The organism is Pseudoalteromonas sp. 68 DY56-GL68 (assembly GCF_041414825.1).
In the GTDB taxonomy this organism is placed as follows: domain Bacteria; phylum Pseudomonadota; class Gammaproteobacteria; order Enterobacterales; family Alteromonadaceae; genus Pseudoalteromonas.
The window spans coordinates 1-17,249 of record NZ_JAOCZL010000003.1 but is presented as its reverse complement, the minus strand read 5'-3'; the positions used below and the strand labels follow the sequence as shown (position 1 = coordinate 17,249).

Annotated in this window: 13 protein-coding genes; 10 read left to right on the top strand and 3 right to left on the bottom strand. The window is 41.0% G+C overall.

The annotated features are described in order from the left end of the window. The first annotated feature begins 39 nt into the window (after positions 1-39). Together NYF15_RS00535 and NYF15_RS00530 are read left to right on the top strand one after the other, a co-directional pair. Positions 40-3,984, top strand: a complete 3,945-nt coding sequence (locus NYF15_RS00535) for a two-component regulator propeller domain-containing protein (protein WP_371352409.1) — start codon at positions 40-42, stop codon at positions 3,982-3,984. Positions 3,985-4,117: 133 nt separating this feature from the next. After that, positions 4,118-5,251, top strand: a complete 1,134-nt coding sequence (locus NYF15_RS00530; RefSeq protein WP_371352408.1) for a CsgG/HfaB family protein — start codon at positions 4,118-4,120, stop codon at positions 5,249-5,251. 50 nt (positions 5,252-5,301) lie between these two features. On the opposite strand, the gene NYF15_RS00525 is transcribed toward NYF15_RS00530, so the two are convergent. Next, positions 5,302-5,802 (bottom strand): hypothetical protein, encoded by a 501-nt coding sequence (locus NYF15_RS00525; RefSeq protein ID WP_371352407.1) that lies wholly within the window; start codon positions 5,800-5,802, stop codon positions 5,302-5,304. Further along, complete coding sequence (gene deoC, locus NYF15_RS00520; protein ID WP_371352406.1) at positions 5,792-6,535, bottom strand: deoxyribose-phosphate aldolase; 744 nt, start codon at positions 6,533-6,535, stop codon at positions 5,792-5,794. The genes NYF15_RS00525 and deoC overlap by 11 nt, the downstream gene beginning before the upstream one ends. A gap of 271 nt (positions 6,536-6,806) precedes the next feature. Between deoC and cysG the strand changes: the two genes are divergently transcribed. Genes cysG through cysQ form a run of 6 tightly spaced genes read left to right on the top strand, consistent with a single transcriptional unit; the run spans position 6,807 to position 13,731 of the window. Further along, complete coding sequence (gene cysG / locus NYF15_RS00515) at positions 6,807-8,228, top strand: siroheme synthase CysG (protein ID WP_371352405.1); 1,422 nt, start codon at positions 6,807-6,809, stop codon at positions 8,226-8,228. Between the two features lie 35 nt (positions 8,229-8,263). Continuing rightward, the gene (gene cysD, locus NYF15_RS00510) at positions 8,264-9,163 is read left to right on the top strand and encodes a sulfate adenylyltransferase subunit CysD (protein ID WP_105173930.1); all 900 of its coding nucleotides are present in this window, start codon (positions 8,264-8,266) and stop codon (positions 9,161-9,163) included. Then, positions 9,163-10,587 (top strand): sulfate adenylyltransferase subunit CysN, encoded by a 1,425-nt coding sequence (cysN, locus tag NYF15_RS00505; protein ID WP_130149219.1) that lies wholly within the window; start codon positions 9,163-9,165, stop codon positions 10,585-10,587. The genes cysD and cysN overlap by 1 nt, the downstream gene beginning before the upstream one ends. Positions 10,588-10,618: 31 nt before the next feature. Then, positions 10,619-12,346: an SLC13 family permease gene (locus tag NYF15_RS00500; RefSeq protein WP_371352404.1), complete on the top strand. Its 1,728-nt coding sequence runs from the start codon at positions 10,619-10,621 to the stop codon at positions 12,344-12,346. A 14-nt stretch (positions 12,347-12,360) separates the two neighbouring features. Beyond that, a complete protein-coding gene (cysC, locus tag NYF15_RS00495) occupies positions 12,361-12,957 on the top strand; it encodes an adenylyl-sulfate kinase (protein WP_130149221.1) in 597 nt (198 codons plus the stop codon). Between the two features lie 3 nt (positions 12,958-12,960). Continuing rightward, positions 12,961-13,731 (top strand): 3'(2'),5'-bisphosphate nucleotidase CysQ, encoded by a 771-nt coding sequence (gene cysQ, locus NYF15_RS00490; RefSeq protein ID WP_371352403.1) that lies wholly within the window; start codon positions 12,961-12,963, stop codon positions 13,729-13,731. A 179-nt stretch (positions 13,732-13,910) separates the two neighbouring features. Here the strand turns inward: cysQ and NYF15_RS00485 are convergent, their stop codons facing one another. Continuing rightward, on the bottom strand, positions 13,911-15,059 hold the full coding sequence (locus NYF15_RS00485) for a hypothetical protein (protein WP_371352402.1): 1,149 nt from the start codon (positions 15,057-15,059) through the stop codon (positions 13,911-13,913). A gap of 268 nt (positions 15,060-15,327) precedes the next feature. On the opposite strand from NYF15_RS00485, the gene NYF15_RS00480 reads away from it, so the two are divergent. Continuing rightward, positions 15,328-15,519: a hypothetical protein gene (locus tag NYF15_RS00480; protein WP_371352401.1), complete on the top strand. Its 192-nt coding sequence runs from the start codon at positions 15,328-15,330 to the stop codon at positions 15,517-15,519. A 170-nt stretch (positions 15,520-15,689) separates the two neighbouring features. Further along, the gene (locus tag NYF15_RS00475) at positions 15,690-16,952 is read left to right on the top strand and encodes an aromatic amino acid transport family protein (RefSeq protein ID WP_341803426.1); all 1,263 of its coding nucleotides are present in this window, start codon (positions 15,690-15,692) and stop codon (positions 16,950-16,952) included. Positions 16,953-17,249 lie beyond the last annotated feature (297 nt).

The following is a 17,249-nucleotide window of genomic DNA, read 5'->3' as shown; positions in this document are numbered from 1 at the left end:
ATAAACCCAATAAAGGAACTGAAAACGACATGGATACATGTGTTGCTGTTAAAATTTGCCTGCTACGTTGTATTATTTAGTATCACTTTGCTAGCTAGTCAGCTTGCTAATGCTCGCCCATTACACCTGACAACCTTTAATAGTCAGCAAGGTTTAAGTCAAAACTCCATCAATTGCAGTATTACTGATCAACAAGGCTTTTTATGGCTTGCCACACAAGGCGGGTTAAATCGTTTTGATGGTTATGAATTTAAACGATTTAAAGCCAGCAATCATAGCAAAAGCATTTCGGGAAATTGGATCACTTCCTGCCAAAAAGATCAGCATCAACAACTCTGGTTTGCAACTGCAAGTAAAGGACTCAATCGCCTTAACACTCACACTGGCGAGTTCGAAGTATACTCCTCAGGCAATAATTCAGGGCTAAGTGACGATAAAATTTGGTCGATGGCATTAACGAAAAGCGGTAACCTTTGGCTCGGGCATGAGCAAGGTAAATTAAGCTATTTTGATCTAACCACGAAAGAGTTCAAACATTTTCAATTTAAGGCGCATGATCAGCAAAACACGCTCATTCGCGACATCATCATCACTGATAAACGGCTTTGGCTCGCTACCAGCCAAGGGTTGCTTTCATTTAATCCAAATACACAGCAATTTACTCAACACGCGAGTATCAGCTCGCCGTTATGGCATCTCAATCTACTTAGTCATGAAAAATTGCTTGTTGGCGGCAAGCAAGGACTCTATATACTTAATTTAACAACGTTGGTGAGTGAACCTATTATGCACTTTGAAGGTACTTGGATCACTGACAGCCTTATTGATACTCAAAACAACCTTTGGCTAACAAGCTATGGGCAAGGTTTATACTTTTTACCTGCTGAGTCAGACTTACAAGAAGAATACATTCAATACCGCCATGACAAACAAGAGCACAATAGTTTAAGCAGTGATTACCTCCTTTCACTCTATCAAGACCCACAAGGTGTTATTTGGCTAGGGACTGATGGCTATGGCGTACACAGATACGACCCCAAACAACAGCAGTTTTCTCATCAATCAACAACCTCTCAGCCACATTCTTTGAGCCATAATTTTGTTCGCTCAATCATAAAAAGAGCAAATGGAGAGGTATGGATTGGCACTCGTGATGGGCTGAATCGTAAAACAACCCAAGGCTATCATCACTATAAAAACGCTTTACCAAACAGTAATATATTTGCCCTCCATGAAGACGCTAATCACCAGTTATGGATTGGCACCTACGGTGGCGGCTTGGTCAAATATCAGGATAGCAGTGATAGTTTTGAAGTTTTCACCACGCAAAGCCACCAGCTTAGTAGTGATCGTGTTTATGCGATAACCAGTGACAAAACGGGTGCACTTTGGCTTGGCAGTAACCAAGGACTTACTCGGTTTGAGCCTAAATCAGCAAAGGTCACTCACTTCAAGCATAACGACACAAACAACAGTCTTGCAAACAACACTGTATTTACGCTTGCCTATGATAGTGATGACCATGCTCTTTGGATTGGCACCCGAGCAGGGCTCAATAAGCTAGATATTGCAAGTGAGCAATTCAGTTTATTAGATCAACAAAGCTCAGTCGAGACTGGACTTAGTCATAACATGGTGACTTCTTTACTGCTAAAAAAGAACATCATTTGGGTTGGTACAATGCAGGGACTGAACCAAGTCAATAAACATAATTTTAACGTTAAACAAATTACCGAGCAGCACGGCTTAGCGAATGATAATATTTTTGATATTTTAACTGATCAGCAAGACATGCTTTGGCTAGCAACCAATGGCGGACTAACACGCTATAATCCGCTCACAGGTCAGACACAGCAATTTTTGCCCGAAGACGGTATTCAGCACCAATCATTTATACTGGGCGCGAGCTTTCAAGCAGACGATGGCGAATTATTTTTTGGCGGTATTAATGGTTATAACCATTTTTATCCAGAGCAGTTAAACTTATCGCACGCTCCCCCTACCCCCGTGTTAACTGAGCTATTACTGAACAATCACGTAATTGAAAGTAACCACTTTGGAAAGCAAACAAACACGCTTGCCAGTTCCACCCATTCACTCTCTTTTGAGCAATCAGCTGGCGTTATTGGCTTTAAATTTAGTGCATTAAATAATGGTGCCACACCAAAACATTACCAATATGGCTATAAGTTAGCTGGCTTTGATGAACAGTTTTTGTATACAGATGCATCCCTTAGGCAAGTTAACTATCCACAGTTGCCAGCTGGTCACTATCAATTATTAATCAAGGCAAAAGACCAATACGGCCTATGGAGTGACAGTGTATCTTTGCTAGAACTAACCGTTGTGCCTCCTTGGTGGCAAAGTAAATTAGCCTATGGCATCTATCTAATAATGGCATTAACGCTAACTTGGTTACTTCTAAATGCGCTCTACCAACGCAAGCTTGCTGAGCAAGAGAAGCAAACTGAAATTGAATTAAACAAATTAAAAGATCAATTTTTAGATAACATTAGCCACGAGCTAAAAACGCCACTGAGCTTAATACTTGCTCCAGTGAGTCAGTTACAGCACAGTAATACTGACCAACATACACAAACGCAACTTGCTAGTATAAAGCGCAATTGCCAGCGTTTGCTTGAGCTCATTAATCAACTTTTACAATTGAGCAAACGTCCAAGTACAGCTATTTATACGGTATCACCGTATTCATTAAATGATTTTCTGACCAACTTGGTAAACGACTTCACGCCGCTCTTTAAGCAAAAGCAACTGCAATTTAATTTTCACACTAATACGGCTGAAGAATGCATGATTGCCCTTGCTCCCGAGCATGCTCACTCGATCTTTAGTAACCTAATTAGTAATGCCCTTAAATACACTCCGCACGGTGGTAGAGTAGATATTAGCCTCTCTATAGAACAGCAACAGGTACTGTTTAGCATTATCGATACGGGTATCGGAATTGCCGACAAGCACCAACAACAAGTTTTTAAACGCTTTACTCGGGTGGCTGCATCTGAAGAGTCAGGAAGTGGGATCGGCCTGACCTTGGTAAAGCAGCTAGTTGAAGAGTACGGCGGGGCAATAACCCTAGAAAGTCAAATTAACAAAGGGAGCTGTTTTAATGTATCACTTCCTCTTGCAATCACCTCTGGTAAACATATAAATAACTCAATTGAACTGCATTCCTCACAGCCAACTATTCTCATTGTTGAGGATAACCAAGACATGGCTGAGCTATTACTTTCGTTATTTAATGAGGAGTTTCGTTGTATCTGCGCAATTGATGGTCAACAAGCTATTGAACTATGTCAAACGAGCCTACCAGACCTAATCATTAGTGATGTCATGATGCCTAATATGGATGGCTATCAACTATTGGCTAAACTACGTGCCAATCCCGCCACCAGCCACATTCCTGTCCTATTACTTTCTGCAAAGGCAGACACACATAGTCGTTTAAAAGGCCTCGACTTATTAGCCGATGATTTTTTAAGTAAACCGTTTGAACCAGCAATACTGATCAGCCGTGTAAAGGGGTTGCTTAATTTAAGACACATCTTAAACCAGCATTTAACAGCGCAGCTTGCTGCCCCGCTACACACAGACCCATCCGCGCAGATTACGGTTCACAATAAAGACTACTCCTTTACAGAGAAGCTTAAGCAGGTAGTGCAAACTCATTATCAAGATGAAAGTTTCTCCGTCGAACAACTTGCCTCTGCATTATGTTTAAGCCCCCGTGCACTTCAATTAAAAATGAAAGCATTATATTCACAAACTCCATCAGACTATTTGCGCAATACACGTTTAGAGTTTGCAAAAGAACAACTAATCAATAGCACATCAGCAATTGGTCTGATAGCTGAACAAAATGGCTTTAGCTCGCAAAGTTATTTTGCTCGAAGCTTTAAAAGTTATTTTGGCCTATCACCAAAACAGTATCGAGATAACCATCAAAAACGCGCTGATTTCGTGTGAGTGAATAAACTTTTCGCTTGAGTGCTATTTTTAATGCACTGATTTTTATAACTTATCCTAATAAACATTTATAACAACTAAGCCCGTATTGTGGCGTTATTTACTGCATGAGATATAAGTTAAGGAAAGTCATATGCTCACCAAAACACACAAAGCGATTACGCTCACTTTACTTGCTGCTGCACTAACTGCATGCCAAAGTACCACGACAACCACCAGCAATAGCAACAGCCCGAATATAAACGAAGTCGCGCAACAACAATACAATGGTCCTAAAGCCAGAGTCGCTGTGGCACGCTTTACCGATAAGTCCAACGACTCGCGTTGGTGGCGTAAAGAAATTGGTGAAGGTATGGCAGATCAGCTAACAACTGCATTAGTTAGTACCAATCGATTTATCGTCCTAGAAAGACAAGCACTTGATGCTGTTTTATCAGAGCAAGACTTAGCGGTATCAGGTCGAGTAAGTGCAGCATCAGGCGCAGCCTACGGCGAAATAGAGGGTGCCGAAATTGTGGTTGTAGCAGCGGTCACAGAGTTCGATGACGACAACTCTGGTACTCGTGTAGGGAGTGGTGGGTTTATTGGTGATGTATTTAGTTCAGTATCAGCGGGCTTTTCAAGTTCACACATGGCGATAGATTTACGTTTAATAGACACCCGTACCTCGCGTATTCTAGCAGCCACTAGCGTAGAAGGCGGCAGTAAAGATTTTAATTTTACCTCTGCTGCAACTAACTTTGGTGGCGCCCTAGTCGGCGGCAATCTAAGTAGTTGGTCAAACACACCAAAAGAAAAAGCATTGCGTGAAGTGATTGTAAAGGCGGTTGAGTTCTTAGAATCAAAAGTGCCAGCGACTTATTATCGCTATAATAGCGATAACACCATTGCAGCAGGCCATACAGCCCCTGCACCACTAAAAGTAACCGCAGCTGCAGCTCCTGCTAAAGCCCCAGTTGCATCGGTTAGTGTTCCAACTCACAGAATGCCTTACTACGAAAAAACAGACTTGGCGATGTCACGACTGAACTTGGTTTGTTTGGGTTATTTGAAAAGGCAGCCTCACTACGAAGAATATGAAATAGAAGACGTAGAGTACGATGAAGCAACCGTGCTTGCACTCACTGAGTATCAGCAAGAAAAAAAGCTGAAAGTGACTGGTCTTGCGGATGAGACGACCAAAAAGTCTCTTGATGATTCAGGGTGTATTGCCAAAACGAACAAATCAAGTTTAGAAAGCTTTGGCAGTATGTTTAAATTTAACTAAGCAAACTAACAGCCAGTGCCAGCACTGGCTGTATACACTTTCGTTTATCACTACAAAATTTGTATCAATTCGCCACGGTAAAAATCACACAATAGCCAAATTTGTTGAAATGGATGCTTTGCTGGCACTTTTAAGTTAGTAAGTACCGACTTAAAATCTTCTAGATGCCAAATCGTACTGGCATTTCGTATTAATAACCAAGGGTGAGTAGACTCATAATGCTTTTTCGCTTTTTGCGCGAGCAAACGATGTAAAGCACAGTGCAAACGTTCACTACTCGGTGCTAACGCCATTTCCGCAAGGTCTCGTTGCATACCAATCGACAAAGGTCGGCCAAGCACCGCCATCGCTTCTGTTTCACTGGCATATAAATGCGCTATTTCGATATCGAGTCGCTCATCACCTTTATAGCAACTAACATCGGGCTTACTCGGTGTGTTATGCCAGATATTACGCATAGTTACACCAAATTGCTTTTCGTAACAGCGCAAAAATAGCTTTGCCGCACCATGCTCTAGCGCTATTTTTTCTTGCTCACTTTCACGATTCATTTAATGTCGTATACACATCACTTAATAAACCTGAAGCGCCAAACCGAAAAAGCTCGGGTTGTAAATACGCTTCACCCATAATTGACTCAGCTAAAGCTAAGTATTCAGCAGCGTCAGTAACAGTTCTTACTCCACCCGCCGCTTTAAAACCCACCTTTTGACCACTTGCTTCAATGGTCTCTAAAATAATCTTAGTCGCCGCAAGGGTGGCATTCACAGCGACTTTACCGGTACTGGTTTTAACAAAGTCGGCACCGCCTTCTATCGCCAGCTTAGTTGCTGTAGCAATCAACTCATTGGTCAATTCACCGCTTTCAATGATCACTTTAAGTTGCACTTGAGCACCGCAGGCATCTTTTGACGCTTGAACATACTCTAAAACTTTGCGTTCATCACCGGCAATCAGTGCTTTGTATGGAATCACTAAGTCTACTTCATCGGCTCCGCGTTCAATGGCAAACAAGGTTTCGTTTATCACTTGTTCTAAAGACTGCTCCCCACTAGGAAAGTTAGTCACAGTAGCCACTTTAACTTGTTGTAACTCGCGCTCAGCGAGTGCAAGCTTGGCGTCACTAACAAACTGGCTATACACACAAACCGCAGCAGGAATGCCTAACTTTGGCTCAATACTCGCAACCAAGTTATTAATAGACTCTGTAGTGTCGGTGTCATTCAGTGTTGTTAAATCCATTAGTGCCACCGCTTGGGCAGCGATTGTTTGCATGTTAGTCATTGATCTTATTTTGTGTTGCCATATTAGTACCCTATAGTAGCAAATTTTTATGATCTGGCTATAAATCATAACTAATCACCATAAGACATTTAATTTCCTTGTAACTCGTCGCAATCCCTTGTTAACTAAGCCTTAAGCCAAACAAAGCCACCAAATATAACTTTTAGTTATATAAACTTGGTTTTAATTATTTTTTACTTTATTTAGAGCACTATATTCTGCTTGCCTGCAATAAGCAGTTTCTTTGATGTGTTTTAGGGGTGAGAACAACGTGCAATATTTACCTATCTTTACCAAGTTGGACGACAAACCTGTATTGGTAGTCGGCGGTGGAGATGTTGCGTTACGTAAGTGCCGCGCATTTTTAAAAGCACGTGCCAATGTAACGCTAGTCGCCCCTGAGTTTTGTGATGAACTTACTGCGCTTGCAACGCAAGGTGAAGTAACGCTTATTGTTGATATATTTAAAGAGCAGTATTTAGATCAACAAATGCTAGTTATTGCGGCGACGGATATCGACAGCGTCAATAATGACGTTTTTGAACGTGCCAATGCGCGTAATATTTTCGTTAATGTGGTGGATGACCAGCCTAAATGCAGCTTTATTTTTCCTTCGATTGTTGACCGTGATCCAATCACAATTGCTATTTCAAGTGCTGGCACAGCCCCCGTACTTGCACGTCGGTTACGTGAAAAACTCGAAACGCTTATTCCACAACATATTGGCCCACTTGCTACATTAGTTGGCAGCTTTCGCGATAAAGTAAAACAGCGTTTCAAGCACTTTGCTGACCGTCGCCAATTTTGGGAAGGGGTGTTTGACTCATCGGTTGTGAGTAAAGTGCAGGCGGGTAATACCGAAGCAGCAACTGTGCAGTTAGAGCAACTGTTGGATGCAAAGCCAGAGCCTGAAGGCGAAGTGTATGTTGTTGGTGCAGGCCCAGGTGACCCTGAGTTATTAACACTAAAAGCACTGCAGTTAATGCAGCAAGCAGACGTCGTTGTGTATGACTATTTAGTCTCTGATGAAATTATGGAACTTGTGCGTCGTGACGCTGATTTAGTCTGTGTTGGTAAACGCTTGGGCGATCACAGTGTTGCACAGGAAGATACCAATCAAATGCTCGTAGATTTTGCCAAACAAGGTAAAAAAGTATGCCGTATTAAAGGAGGCGACCCATTTATTTATGGTCGTGGTGGTGAAGAAGTGCAAGTGCTAGCCGCTAACAAAGTACGTTACCAAATCGTACCGGGTATTACCGCAGCTGCCGGTTGCAGTGCTTATGCTGGGATCCCTCTAACACACAGAGACCATGCACAAGCCATTCAATTTGTGACAGGGCACTGTAAAAAAGATGGTCAAGAACTTGATTGGCAATCACTAGCAAAACCAAATCAAACTTTGGCAATTTATATGGGTGTCATTAAATCCCCCCATATTCAAGCACAATTATTAAAACATGGCCGTGGTGCAGAAACACCGGTTGCCATTATTGAAAATGGTACGCGAAAAGAACAGCGTGTCGTTACAGGACAACTGGGTGAATTGGCGGACTTGATTGCCCGTCATAGTATCATCTCACCCGCTTTACTAATTATAGGCGAAGTTGCATCATTGCATCACCAGCTTGCATGGTTCGGACAAACCGAACAAACCAGCAGCTTTGCCCAGCCTATTACAGGCGTAGCGTAATTTAACTTTTAATCATTTTAGTAGGACGACTAACAATGGCTTTAACACACCTTCAGCAATTAGAAGCTGAAAGTATCAAAATCATGCGCGAAGTGGCTGCTGAGTTTGAAAATCCGGTGATGCTTTACTCGATAGGTAAAGATTCATCGGTATTATTACACTTAGCACGCAAAGCGTTTTACCCAGCAAAGATCCCATTTCCATTATTACATGTTGATACCAACTGGAAATTTAAGGAAATGATCGAGTTTCGTGACCGCCTAGCCAAAGAATACGGCTTTGATTTAATCGTCCACAAAAACCCAGAAGGGTTAGAGATTGATATCAACCCATTTGTACACGGCTCAGCAAAACACACTGATATCATGAAAACGCAAGGCTTAAAGCAAGCGTTAGATAAATACGGCTTTGATGCTGCGTTTGGTGGGGCACGTCGAGACGAAGAGAAATCGCGTGCTAAAGAGCGTGTTTACTCATTCCGTGACAAACACCATAGATGGGATCCAAAAAACCAACGTCCAGAGCTTTGGAATACATATAACAGCCAAGTTAACCCAGGTGAAAGCATTCGTGTTTTCCCGCTATCTAACTGGACTGAGCTTGATATTTGGCAGTATATCTACCAAGAAAACATTGAAATGGTTCCACTTTACCTTGCCAAAGAACGCCCAGTTGTTGAGCGTAACGGCACGCTAATTATGGTTGATGATGAGCGCATGCCTCTTGAGGAAGGCGAAGTACCACAAATGAAATCTGTGCGTTTTCGTACTCTGGGTTGTTACCCGCTAACGGGTGCTGTGGAATCAACGGCAGGAACCTTAACGGAAATTATTGAAGAGATGCTACTTTCAACCTCTTCTGAGCGTGAGGGCCGTGTGATTGATCATGATTCAGCAGGTTCAATGGAAAAGAAAAAACGTGAGGGCTATTTCTAATGTCTAAAACAAACGACACGATTAACGAAGTAAGAGAGCTAGGCATTGACGCTTACCTCGCACGTCAACAAGATAAAAGCCTTTTACGCATGCTGACATGTGGTAGCGTTGATGACGGTAAATCAACGCTGATTGGCCGCCTTTTACATGACAGCCACCAAATTTATGAAGATCAACTTGCCGCCCTGCATAAAGACAATGAAAAGGTCGGTAATGCGGGTGAAGAGCTTGATTTAGCACTCCTTGTTGATGGCTTACAAGCTGAGCGTGAACAAGGTATTACGATTGACGTTGCTTATCGTTACTTCTCAACAGCAAAACGTAAATTCATCATTGCTGACACACCAGGGCATGAGCAGTACACACGCAACATGGTAACCGGTGCATCAACCAGTGATGTTGCGATTATCTTAGTTGACGCTCGTTACGGCGTACAAGTACAAACTAAGCGTCATAGCTTTATCTGTGACTCACTAGGTATTAAGCAGTTTGTTGTTGCTATCAATAAGATGGACATCGTCGACTTTGATGAAACCGTGTATGAAAAAATCAAAGCGGATTATCTTAAATTTGCGGAGCAGCTAAACGTTACAAATATCAAGTTTGTGCCTATGTCTGCACTTAAAGGTGACAACGTAGTTACACGCTCAGAGCACACACCTTACTACACAGATAAACCACTGCTTGAGTTACTTGAAGACTCGCCAGCTGCTGAAATTGATAACGGTTTCGAAGCTCGCCTTCCAGTGCAATATGTTGTACGCCCTAACTTAGACTTCCGAGGCTTCCAAGGTACTTTAACCTCTGGCAAGTTCAGTGTTGGTGATGCAGTGAAAGTGCTACCATCGGGTAAAAGCTCAAGCATCAAAGAGATTGTCACTTTTGATGGCAACTTAGATACCGCTGAAGCAGGACAAGCAATCACCTTAACATTAAACGACGAGATAGATATCAGCCGTGGTGATGTGATTGTGCCAGCCGCTTCAAAAGCCGCGGTCACAAATCGTATTCAAGCTAAATTAGTATGGATGCACGAAGCGCCGCTTGTATTAGGTAAAAGCTATAACTTTAAGTTAGGTAGCAAGAATACCTCTGCAGTGGTAAGAAAAATCGATCACACGATTGATGTAAATACCCTAGAGCATGGTCAAGCTGACTCATTACAACTGAACGAAATTGCCATTGTAACCTTAGAACTTACAGAAACAATTTTGGCTGATGAGTACCACAACAACCATGAAACAGGTGCGTTTATCCTAATCGATCGCCTATCAAACCTAACTGTAGCAGCAGGTATGATTGAGCAATTACTTAACATTGAAGAACAGCAAAGTAACTTTAGCGACTTTGAAGTTGAATTTAACGCTTTAGTACGCAAGCACTTCCCTCACTGGCAAGCGCTTGATATAACTAAGCTTAAATGATCACTTTTCGCCTGTTATAGGAAGTAATAGCATGTATCAACAGCTGGTATTAACAGGCATTATGCTGGTATTAGTCGGGTGCCTTTTTGGCACACGACTAAAACCAGCATGGTTATTTGTTGGCGCCATTGGTATTAGCTATCTAGCAGGGCTTATAAGCCTTGAAGATATGCTGGTGAACTATGCAAATCCCTCTTTAATTACTTTAATACTGCTTGTATTAGTGTCTATTGCGGTAGAAAAAACCACGTTAGTACAAAAACTTGCTCAGTCACTTTCTAAAGGAAGTCTAACCAGCTCAGTGACTAAACTTGGTTTATCTACTGCTTTTTTATCATCATTTACTAATAATACGGCGGTTGTGGCCTCACTTATTAGTGCAATAAAAGACAGCCCAACTCATTCCCCGTCTAAGTTGTTGTTGCCCTTGTCGTACACTGCAATTTTAGGGGGCACGATTACCCTAATTGGCACGTCAACTAACTTAATTGTTAATGGTTTTGCAGTAGAAGCTGGCATGGCGCCCCTTGGCTTTTTTGATTTTACATTAGTGGGCTTGGGTGCTTTGAGTGTTGGCTTAATCACTATCATTGTGATGTTGAAATACCTTCCTGATAATGGCAAAAACGATCAAGAAGTCGTCCCCTTCTATCTAGAAGGTAAAGTTGAAATCGGCTCAAAACTCGCGGGTAAAAGCGTTGAAGAAAATGGTCTTCGTGAACTTAAAGACCTATTCTTAGCCGAAATCATCCGTGGAGATAAACGTATCTGTGCAGTCACACCAAAGCAAGTGATTAAAGAAGGTGACGTGCTTCTATTTGTCGGTGACATAAAATCGGTGCCGCTGCTTACTCAGTTTGATGGCCTAAAAGTCGTTCACGACAAACACGAAAAAGATGTTGAGCACTTAGTTGAAGTCGTTGTCAGCCATTCATCTAAATACATAGGTAAAACCGTTAAGGAAGTGCGTTTTCGTGAGCAATTCCATGCGGCAGTTATTGCCATTCGCCGCGGTCATGACCGCTTGCAAGGTGGTTTAGGTAAAGTACAACTACAAGCTGGTGACTCACTTATTCTTGCACCAGGTAAAGAGTTTTACTCGCTTCCTGACCTTAAAAGAGAATTTGTTTATATTTCAGGCCTTGATTTACAAACTCACTTAAAGCCAAAGAAATCTAATATCGTATTGGCAAGTTTTGCGGGGGTTTTAGGCCTGAGCATTATTGGAATCGTGCCCTTGATTAAAGGTCTACTTGTTTTGCTGATCGGTCTAATGCTAACTGGCACAATTAAACTTAGTGAAGTAAAGCGCCGCTTTCCGATTGAACTACTCGCTGTGGTAGGCAGTGCTATCGGCTTAGCTAAATTAATGATAGGCACAGGCCTTGCCGGTGAAATATCATCAGGTATGTTATACGTGCTTGGCGATTTTGGACCTTATGGTGCTTTCATTGCCATTTTCTTAATGACCGTGATGTTTACCGAGCTCATTACCAATAATGCTGCCGCGGCACTTTCGTTTCCAGTTGCCTACGCATTAGCCATAGGTTTTGATGTATCGCCACTCCCTTTTATTATGGCCGTCGCTTTTGGTGCATCGGCTAGTTTTATTTCACCATTTGGTTATCAAACTAACTTAATGGTATACAGTGCGGGTAACTACCGTTTGAAAGATTACATTGCAATGGGCTTACCGTTATCGATTATTTATTCAATAACGGTGCTGACATTAATACCACTGGTTTTTCCATTTCAATAATGAGAGTAAAAACAATGGATGAGAATATTGTATGGCATAACTACGCCACGACTAAAGCACAGCGTAGTGAGCAAAAAAAACATAAGCCAACTATTTTATGGTTCACTGGTTTTTCAGGCTCTGGCAAGAGCACCGTTGCCAATGCACTAGAAAGTGCCCTGAATCAATTAGGTGTGCACACATACCTATTAGACGGTGATAATGTCCGTCATGGTTTATGTAAAGATCTTGGCTTTAGTGATGAAGACCGTATTGAAAATATTCGTCGGGTGGGTGAAACCGCAAAACTCATGGTTGATGCCGGACTTGTGGTACTCACCGCATTTATTTCACCCTTTCGAAGTGAACGCGATATGGTAAGAAACTTAGTTGAAGAGGGTGAATTTATCGAAGTATTTTTAGATACCCCATTAGACGTTTGCGAAAGCCGCGATCCAAAGGGTCTCTATAAAAAAGCCCGTGCAGGTGAGATAAAACACTTCACTGGTATCGATTCTGATTATCAACCCCCTATTTCACCAGAAATTAAAATCGATACGAGCGCAAACACCCTAGACCAATCGGTGCAAGAACTGGTAGCGTATTTAAAACAACAGCAAATTATAGGTTAAGCCATGAATCAAACGGAACTGCTAGAAGAAATCTTACTCCTCGCACGCCAAGCGGGTAGCGCAATAATGGGGATTTACGAAAAGGACTTTAATGTTGAATACAAGGCTGATGAAAGTCCTGTTACCGACGCAGACCTAGCAGCTCATAAAGTGATTGTGAATGGCTTAAAACACCTTACCCCAGATGTGCCAATTCTAAGTGAAGAAAGCGCTGATATAAGCTGGGACGTCCGCCAAACATGGCAACGCTACTGGTTAGTTGATCCTATAGATGGCACCAAAGAATTCATCAAGAAAAACGGCGAGTTTACCGTCAATATTGCACTGATCGAAAATGGAAAGCCTGTATTAGCTGTGGTTGATGCACCCGCTTTGGGCGTTTCGTATATTGCAAGTGAATCAATCGGTGCCTTTAAAGATAAAGGCGATGAGCGTATCGAACTTAAAGTAACCCGCAAACCAAACAAAGGACTTATCCGTGTTGTTGGCAGTCGCTCACACCCTTCTCCAGATCTTGCTGAGTTTGTAAAACAGTTCGATGACGTAGAAATGGTCTCAAAAGGCAGCTCCCTAAAACTATGCTTAGTAGCCGAAGGCAGTGCAGATATTTACCCACGGTTAGGCCCAACCTGTGAGTGGGATACAGGCGCAGGCCATGCAATTGCCGAAATAGCTGGCGCAACGGTTAGTAAACTCGATGGCAGCCCACTACTGTATAACAGTAAAGAAGAGTATCTGAATCCATATTTTGTGGTATCGGCGTTAGAAGGTTAAGGTAAATAGAAAAGTGGCTTCAAAAGCGTTAATTTTTTCAGGCCGAGTTGAATATCACAGAACTTAATCTATTTAAAACTCAAAAAGCCTCAGACAATTCCCTCTAAAATATTCTAGAGGGAATTCCAAACGAGCTGATTTAGAAACACAGCTCTACTAACTGTTTAAATAGTTTATATTTACGTACAATCTGGAATAAAGCCGTTTACCATACTCAGATTTTCGATATTTAACTGCATTCCACCCACAAAACCAATACTGCCCTGAATGCCATTTTTTTCACGCAAATCACATAATTTAGATACATCAGACACCTCAAAAACAGAATCGACAAACTCGACTCTTGAACCTATTGCCTGAATAGCGTTAGGCTTGTTAGCTTTTACATAGCAGTTTTTACATGAGAAATCATTATACCAAAGCTTTAGATTGTGTCTGTTAATATCGCCTGATAAGGATGTAACTTCTTCTAAAAAGGTACTTTGACTTTTTATATCAAGATCTGCATCTCGACTGTTCGACACCAATACATTTTTAATTGTAACACCGGCGACATCTGAATTTACAACAATCCCATCCCCCTGCTGATAACTCCCGCAATCAACTGAACCACCAACATTATTTGAAATAGATACATTTTCAATATTTATATCTCTAGTCTTACCGCTGACACTTATACCAGTAATATGACAATCTTTTATAGAATCTATGTTTGAATTTAACCCGTCTATTTTTGAGTTTGTAATAGAAATATTTTTAGGTGTATTACCATTAATGCGAATTCCTGATTTATGGTAAGCTAAGGTGGTTAATTCATTGATTGTAATGTTACTAACAACTTCTGAGATGCCGCTATCAAAATCTACGCAACTCATTGTATTGTGCGCATATATGCGGTCAATATTCACATTTGATACAGCATTATTCTTAAACCTAAAACAATATTGTGTATTAATAAACTTTATATTATCAAAGCTAACATTACTTCTCGCAACAATAAAACCTGAGCTCCCGCCATTTCCACTATTATAGTCACTGGTAATTATAACATTACCTAAACCAGAAATTTTAACGGGGTGTGCCCCTTGGCTAACCAACAAATAATTATTCTGATAATATATCCCAGATTTTAAAATAATATTTGCTATACTCGCATCTGCTAGAAACCCATTTAAATATGATAAATTCGCTGGCCTTTCTATATCATACCCATCGCCAGTACCATCTGAACTTACATACACGGTATTTGCGTAAGATAAGTTAGCTACGCCCAGAAAAACCAATATAAAAACAAAATTTTTCATAACAAAATCCTTATTAATTTTCATTTAGAATCCACTACCTAAAAAAGGTACTTATTTATAGGTGAAAAATAACAAAACTACAAATATAAAACATAGAAAAAGACGTATTAACTACACACATAAAACCCATTAATAAAAAAACACTAAAATCATGCTTTATAAAAGCCATTATCACATACTAAATTTTAAATTTAATACTTAAAAATTCCGCTAAATATTACATTGCAAAACTAGTCAATGAAGCAATGTTCCGTTAATATTTTGCTCAATTATTTATAGTGAAGGAATAAAAATGACAACAGTTGAAAAGGCAATTGAAGCAGCGTACGAATCACAAATCACCTCGCTTTATAAGGCTCTCTCACAAAGCATTCTTGCCGCAAATGGCGATGAAGCAGAAATCAGTGCCGCTGAGACTCGCTTTAAGAAAGGCTTAGTATTTGCTGCTGATATAAAAACACGTGCACTAACGGCTGCACAATAACACTCTAAGCTGGGTGGAGCAGTGCAAAACTCAGCTAGCCAAATAAGCAATATTCCTTTGTGTAAGTCTCCCCTTACAGCATAGTTATTTAAATACAACGCTAAAACATGCATTCTTAGTCGCTTTTCTATATGCTGCGCGACAATTATTATTCTAATAGTGGAGTGCTAATGAACACACATCAAGATGCTGCGCAGTACAACGCATCGACAACAAGTAGTAACTCGAAATGGAATCTTCATGACACCCAATGGGTATTAAGCTTATTTGGTACCGCAGTCGGCGCTGGTATTTTATTCTTACCGATTAATATTGGTATTGGTGGATTCTGGCCATTAGTGATTATGGCTTGCTTAGCCTTTCCTATGACTTTTCTGGCTCACCGTGGTTTGGCCCGTTTTGTATTATCATCTAAACAGTCCGATGCTGATTTTACAGACGTAGTTGAAGAGCATTTTGGTATTAACGCTGGTCGCTTAATTTCTCTTTTATACTTCCTTTCGATCTTTCCTATTTTACTTATCTATGGTGTTGGCTTAACCAATACCGTCGACAGCTTTATTGTGAATCAATTAGGCATGGAGTCACCACCTCGAGTTCTATTATCAGGGGTTTTAGTAGGTGGTATGATTAGCTTAATGCTTGGTGGTGAGGCACTTATGCTTCGCGCTTTTTCTATTTTAGTTTATCCTCTGGTTGGTATCTTATTCTTCTTATCATTATATTTAATCCCTAGCTGGCAAATGCCTAACATCACTATTCCTGAATTCTCAGGTTTTATGAAGACGCTTTGGTTATCTATTCCCATTATTGTTTTTTCGTTTAGCCACGCAGCTGCGATCTCAAGCTTTGTCCATGTACAGCGAGCCCATTATGGCAATAATGCCAAAATGAAATCTGAAGCAATTCTTAAACGTACCAGCTTGTTACTGATTGTATTTGTGTTGCTGTTTGTATTTTCTTGTGTGTTGTCTCTGTCATCTGAGCAAATGATACAAGCTAAAGCTGATAATGTGTCTATTTTGTCATTTCTAGCCAATATCACAGATAACTCTTTTATTGCCACACTTGGCCCTCTGGTTGCTTTTATCGCAATTACTTCATCATTCTTAGGACACTTCTTAGGTGCTCGTGAAAGCTTTAATGGGCTAGTGAGTAAGCAAGCACATTTGAATCCAAAGTTAGTTGATAAAATTGGCACAGTAATCATGTTCTTCGCTATTTGGTATTGCTCAGTGATCAACCCAAGTATTTTAGACATGATGGATCAGCTGTCAGGCCCTATCATTGCCATGATCCTTTTCATCATGCCGATGATTGCCGTTTATAAAGTACCTAGCTTACACAAATACAGAAACCGCTTAAGTACACTGTTTGTGCTTACAATTGGCTCTCTGGCGGTATTTGCGCTTATTTATAGCATGATTAAGTAACGTACCACTTACTACACAAAAAGCCCTGTAGGGAATCTCTGCTGGGCTTTTTTGGTTATGTTATGCACACAGCTAAGATTCGGCTTTAGGAATAGTGTGGACATACAGCAGTGGTTTTACTTTAGTATTAGCGCAGCCATTTTACAGATTACCCCCTGTATTCTAGTACCAAACAACATCGGCTTCATCCCGTCCTCCATAAGATCTACGCCCACGTAGTCTCATCACGCGATATAAAATCACGACGACAAACGCAAAAAACCCGTTGCATTGCTGCAACGGGTTTCTTTAATTAGG

Bases quoted from the DNA above. Each gene is read 5' to 3' on its own strand.
- NYF15_RS00530 (WP_371352408.1), top strand. From the start codon at position 4,118: ATGCTCACCAAAACACACAAAGCGATTACGCTCACTTTACTTGCTGCT.
- NYF15_RS00525 (WP_371352407.1), bottom strand. From the start codon at position 5,802: ATGAATCGTGAAAGTGAGCAAGAAAAAATAGCGCTAGAGCATGGTGCG.
- deoC (WP_371352406.1), bottom strand. From the start codon at position 6,535: ATGACTAACATGCAAACAATCGCTGCCCAAGCGGTGGCACTAATGGAT.
- cysD (WP_105173930.1), top strand. From the start codon at position 8,264: ATGGCTTTAACACACCTTCAGCAATTAGAAGCTGAAAGTATCAAAATC.
- cysN (WP_130149219.1), top strand. From the start codon at position 9,163: ATGTCTAAAACAAACGACACGATTAACGAAGTAAGAGAGCTAGGCATT.
- NYF15_RS00500 (WP_371352404.1), top strand. From the start codon at position 10,619: ATGTATCAACAGCTGGTATTAACAGGCATTATGCTGGTATTAGTCGGG.
- cysC (WP_130149221.1), top strand. From the start codon at position 12,361: ATGGATGAGAATATTGTATGGCATAACTACGCCACGACTAAAGCACAG.
- cysQ (WP_371352403.1), top strand. From the start codon at position 12,961: ATGAATCAAACGGAACTGCTAGAAGAAATCTTACTCCTCGCACGCCAA.
- NYF15_RS00485 (WP_371352402.1), bottom strand. From the start codon at position 15,059: ATGAAAATTAATAAGGATTTTGTTATGAAAAATTTTGTTTTTATATTG.
- NYF15_RS00480 (WP_371352401.1), top strand. From the start codon at position 15,328: ATGACAACAGTTGAAAAGGCAATTGAAGCAGCGTACGAATCACAAATC.
- NYF15_RS00475 (WP_341803426.1), top strand. From the start codon at position 15,690: ATGAACACACATCAAGATGCTGCGCAGTACAACGCATCGACAACAAGT.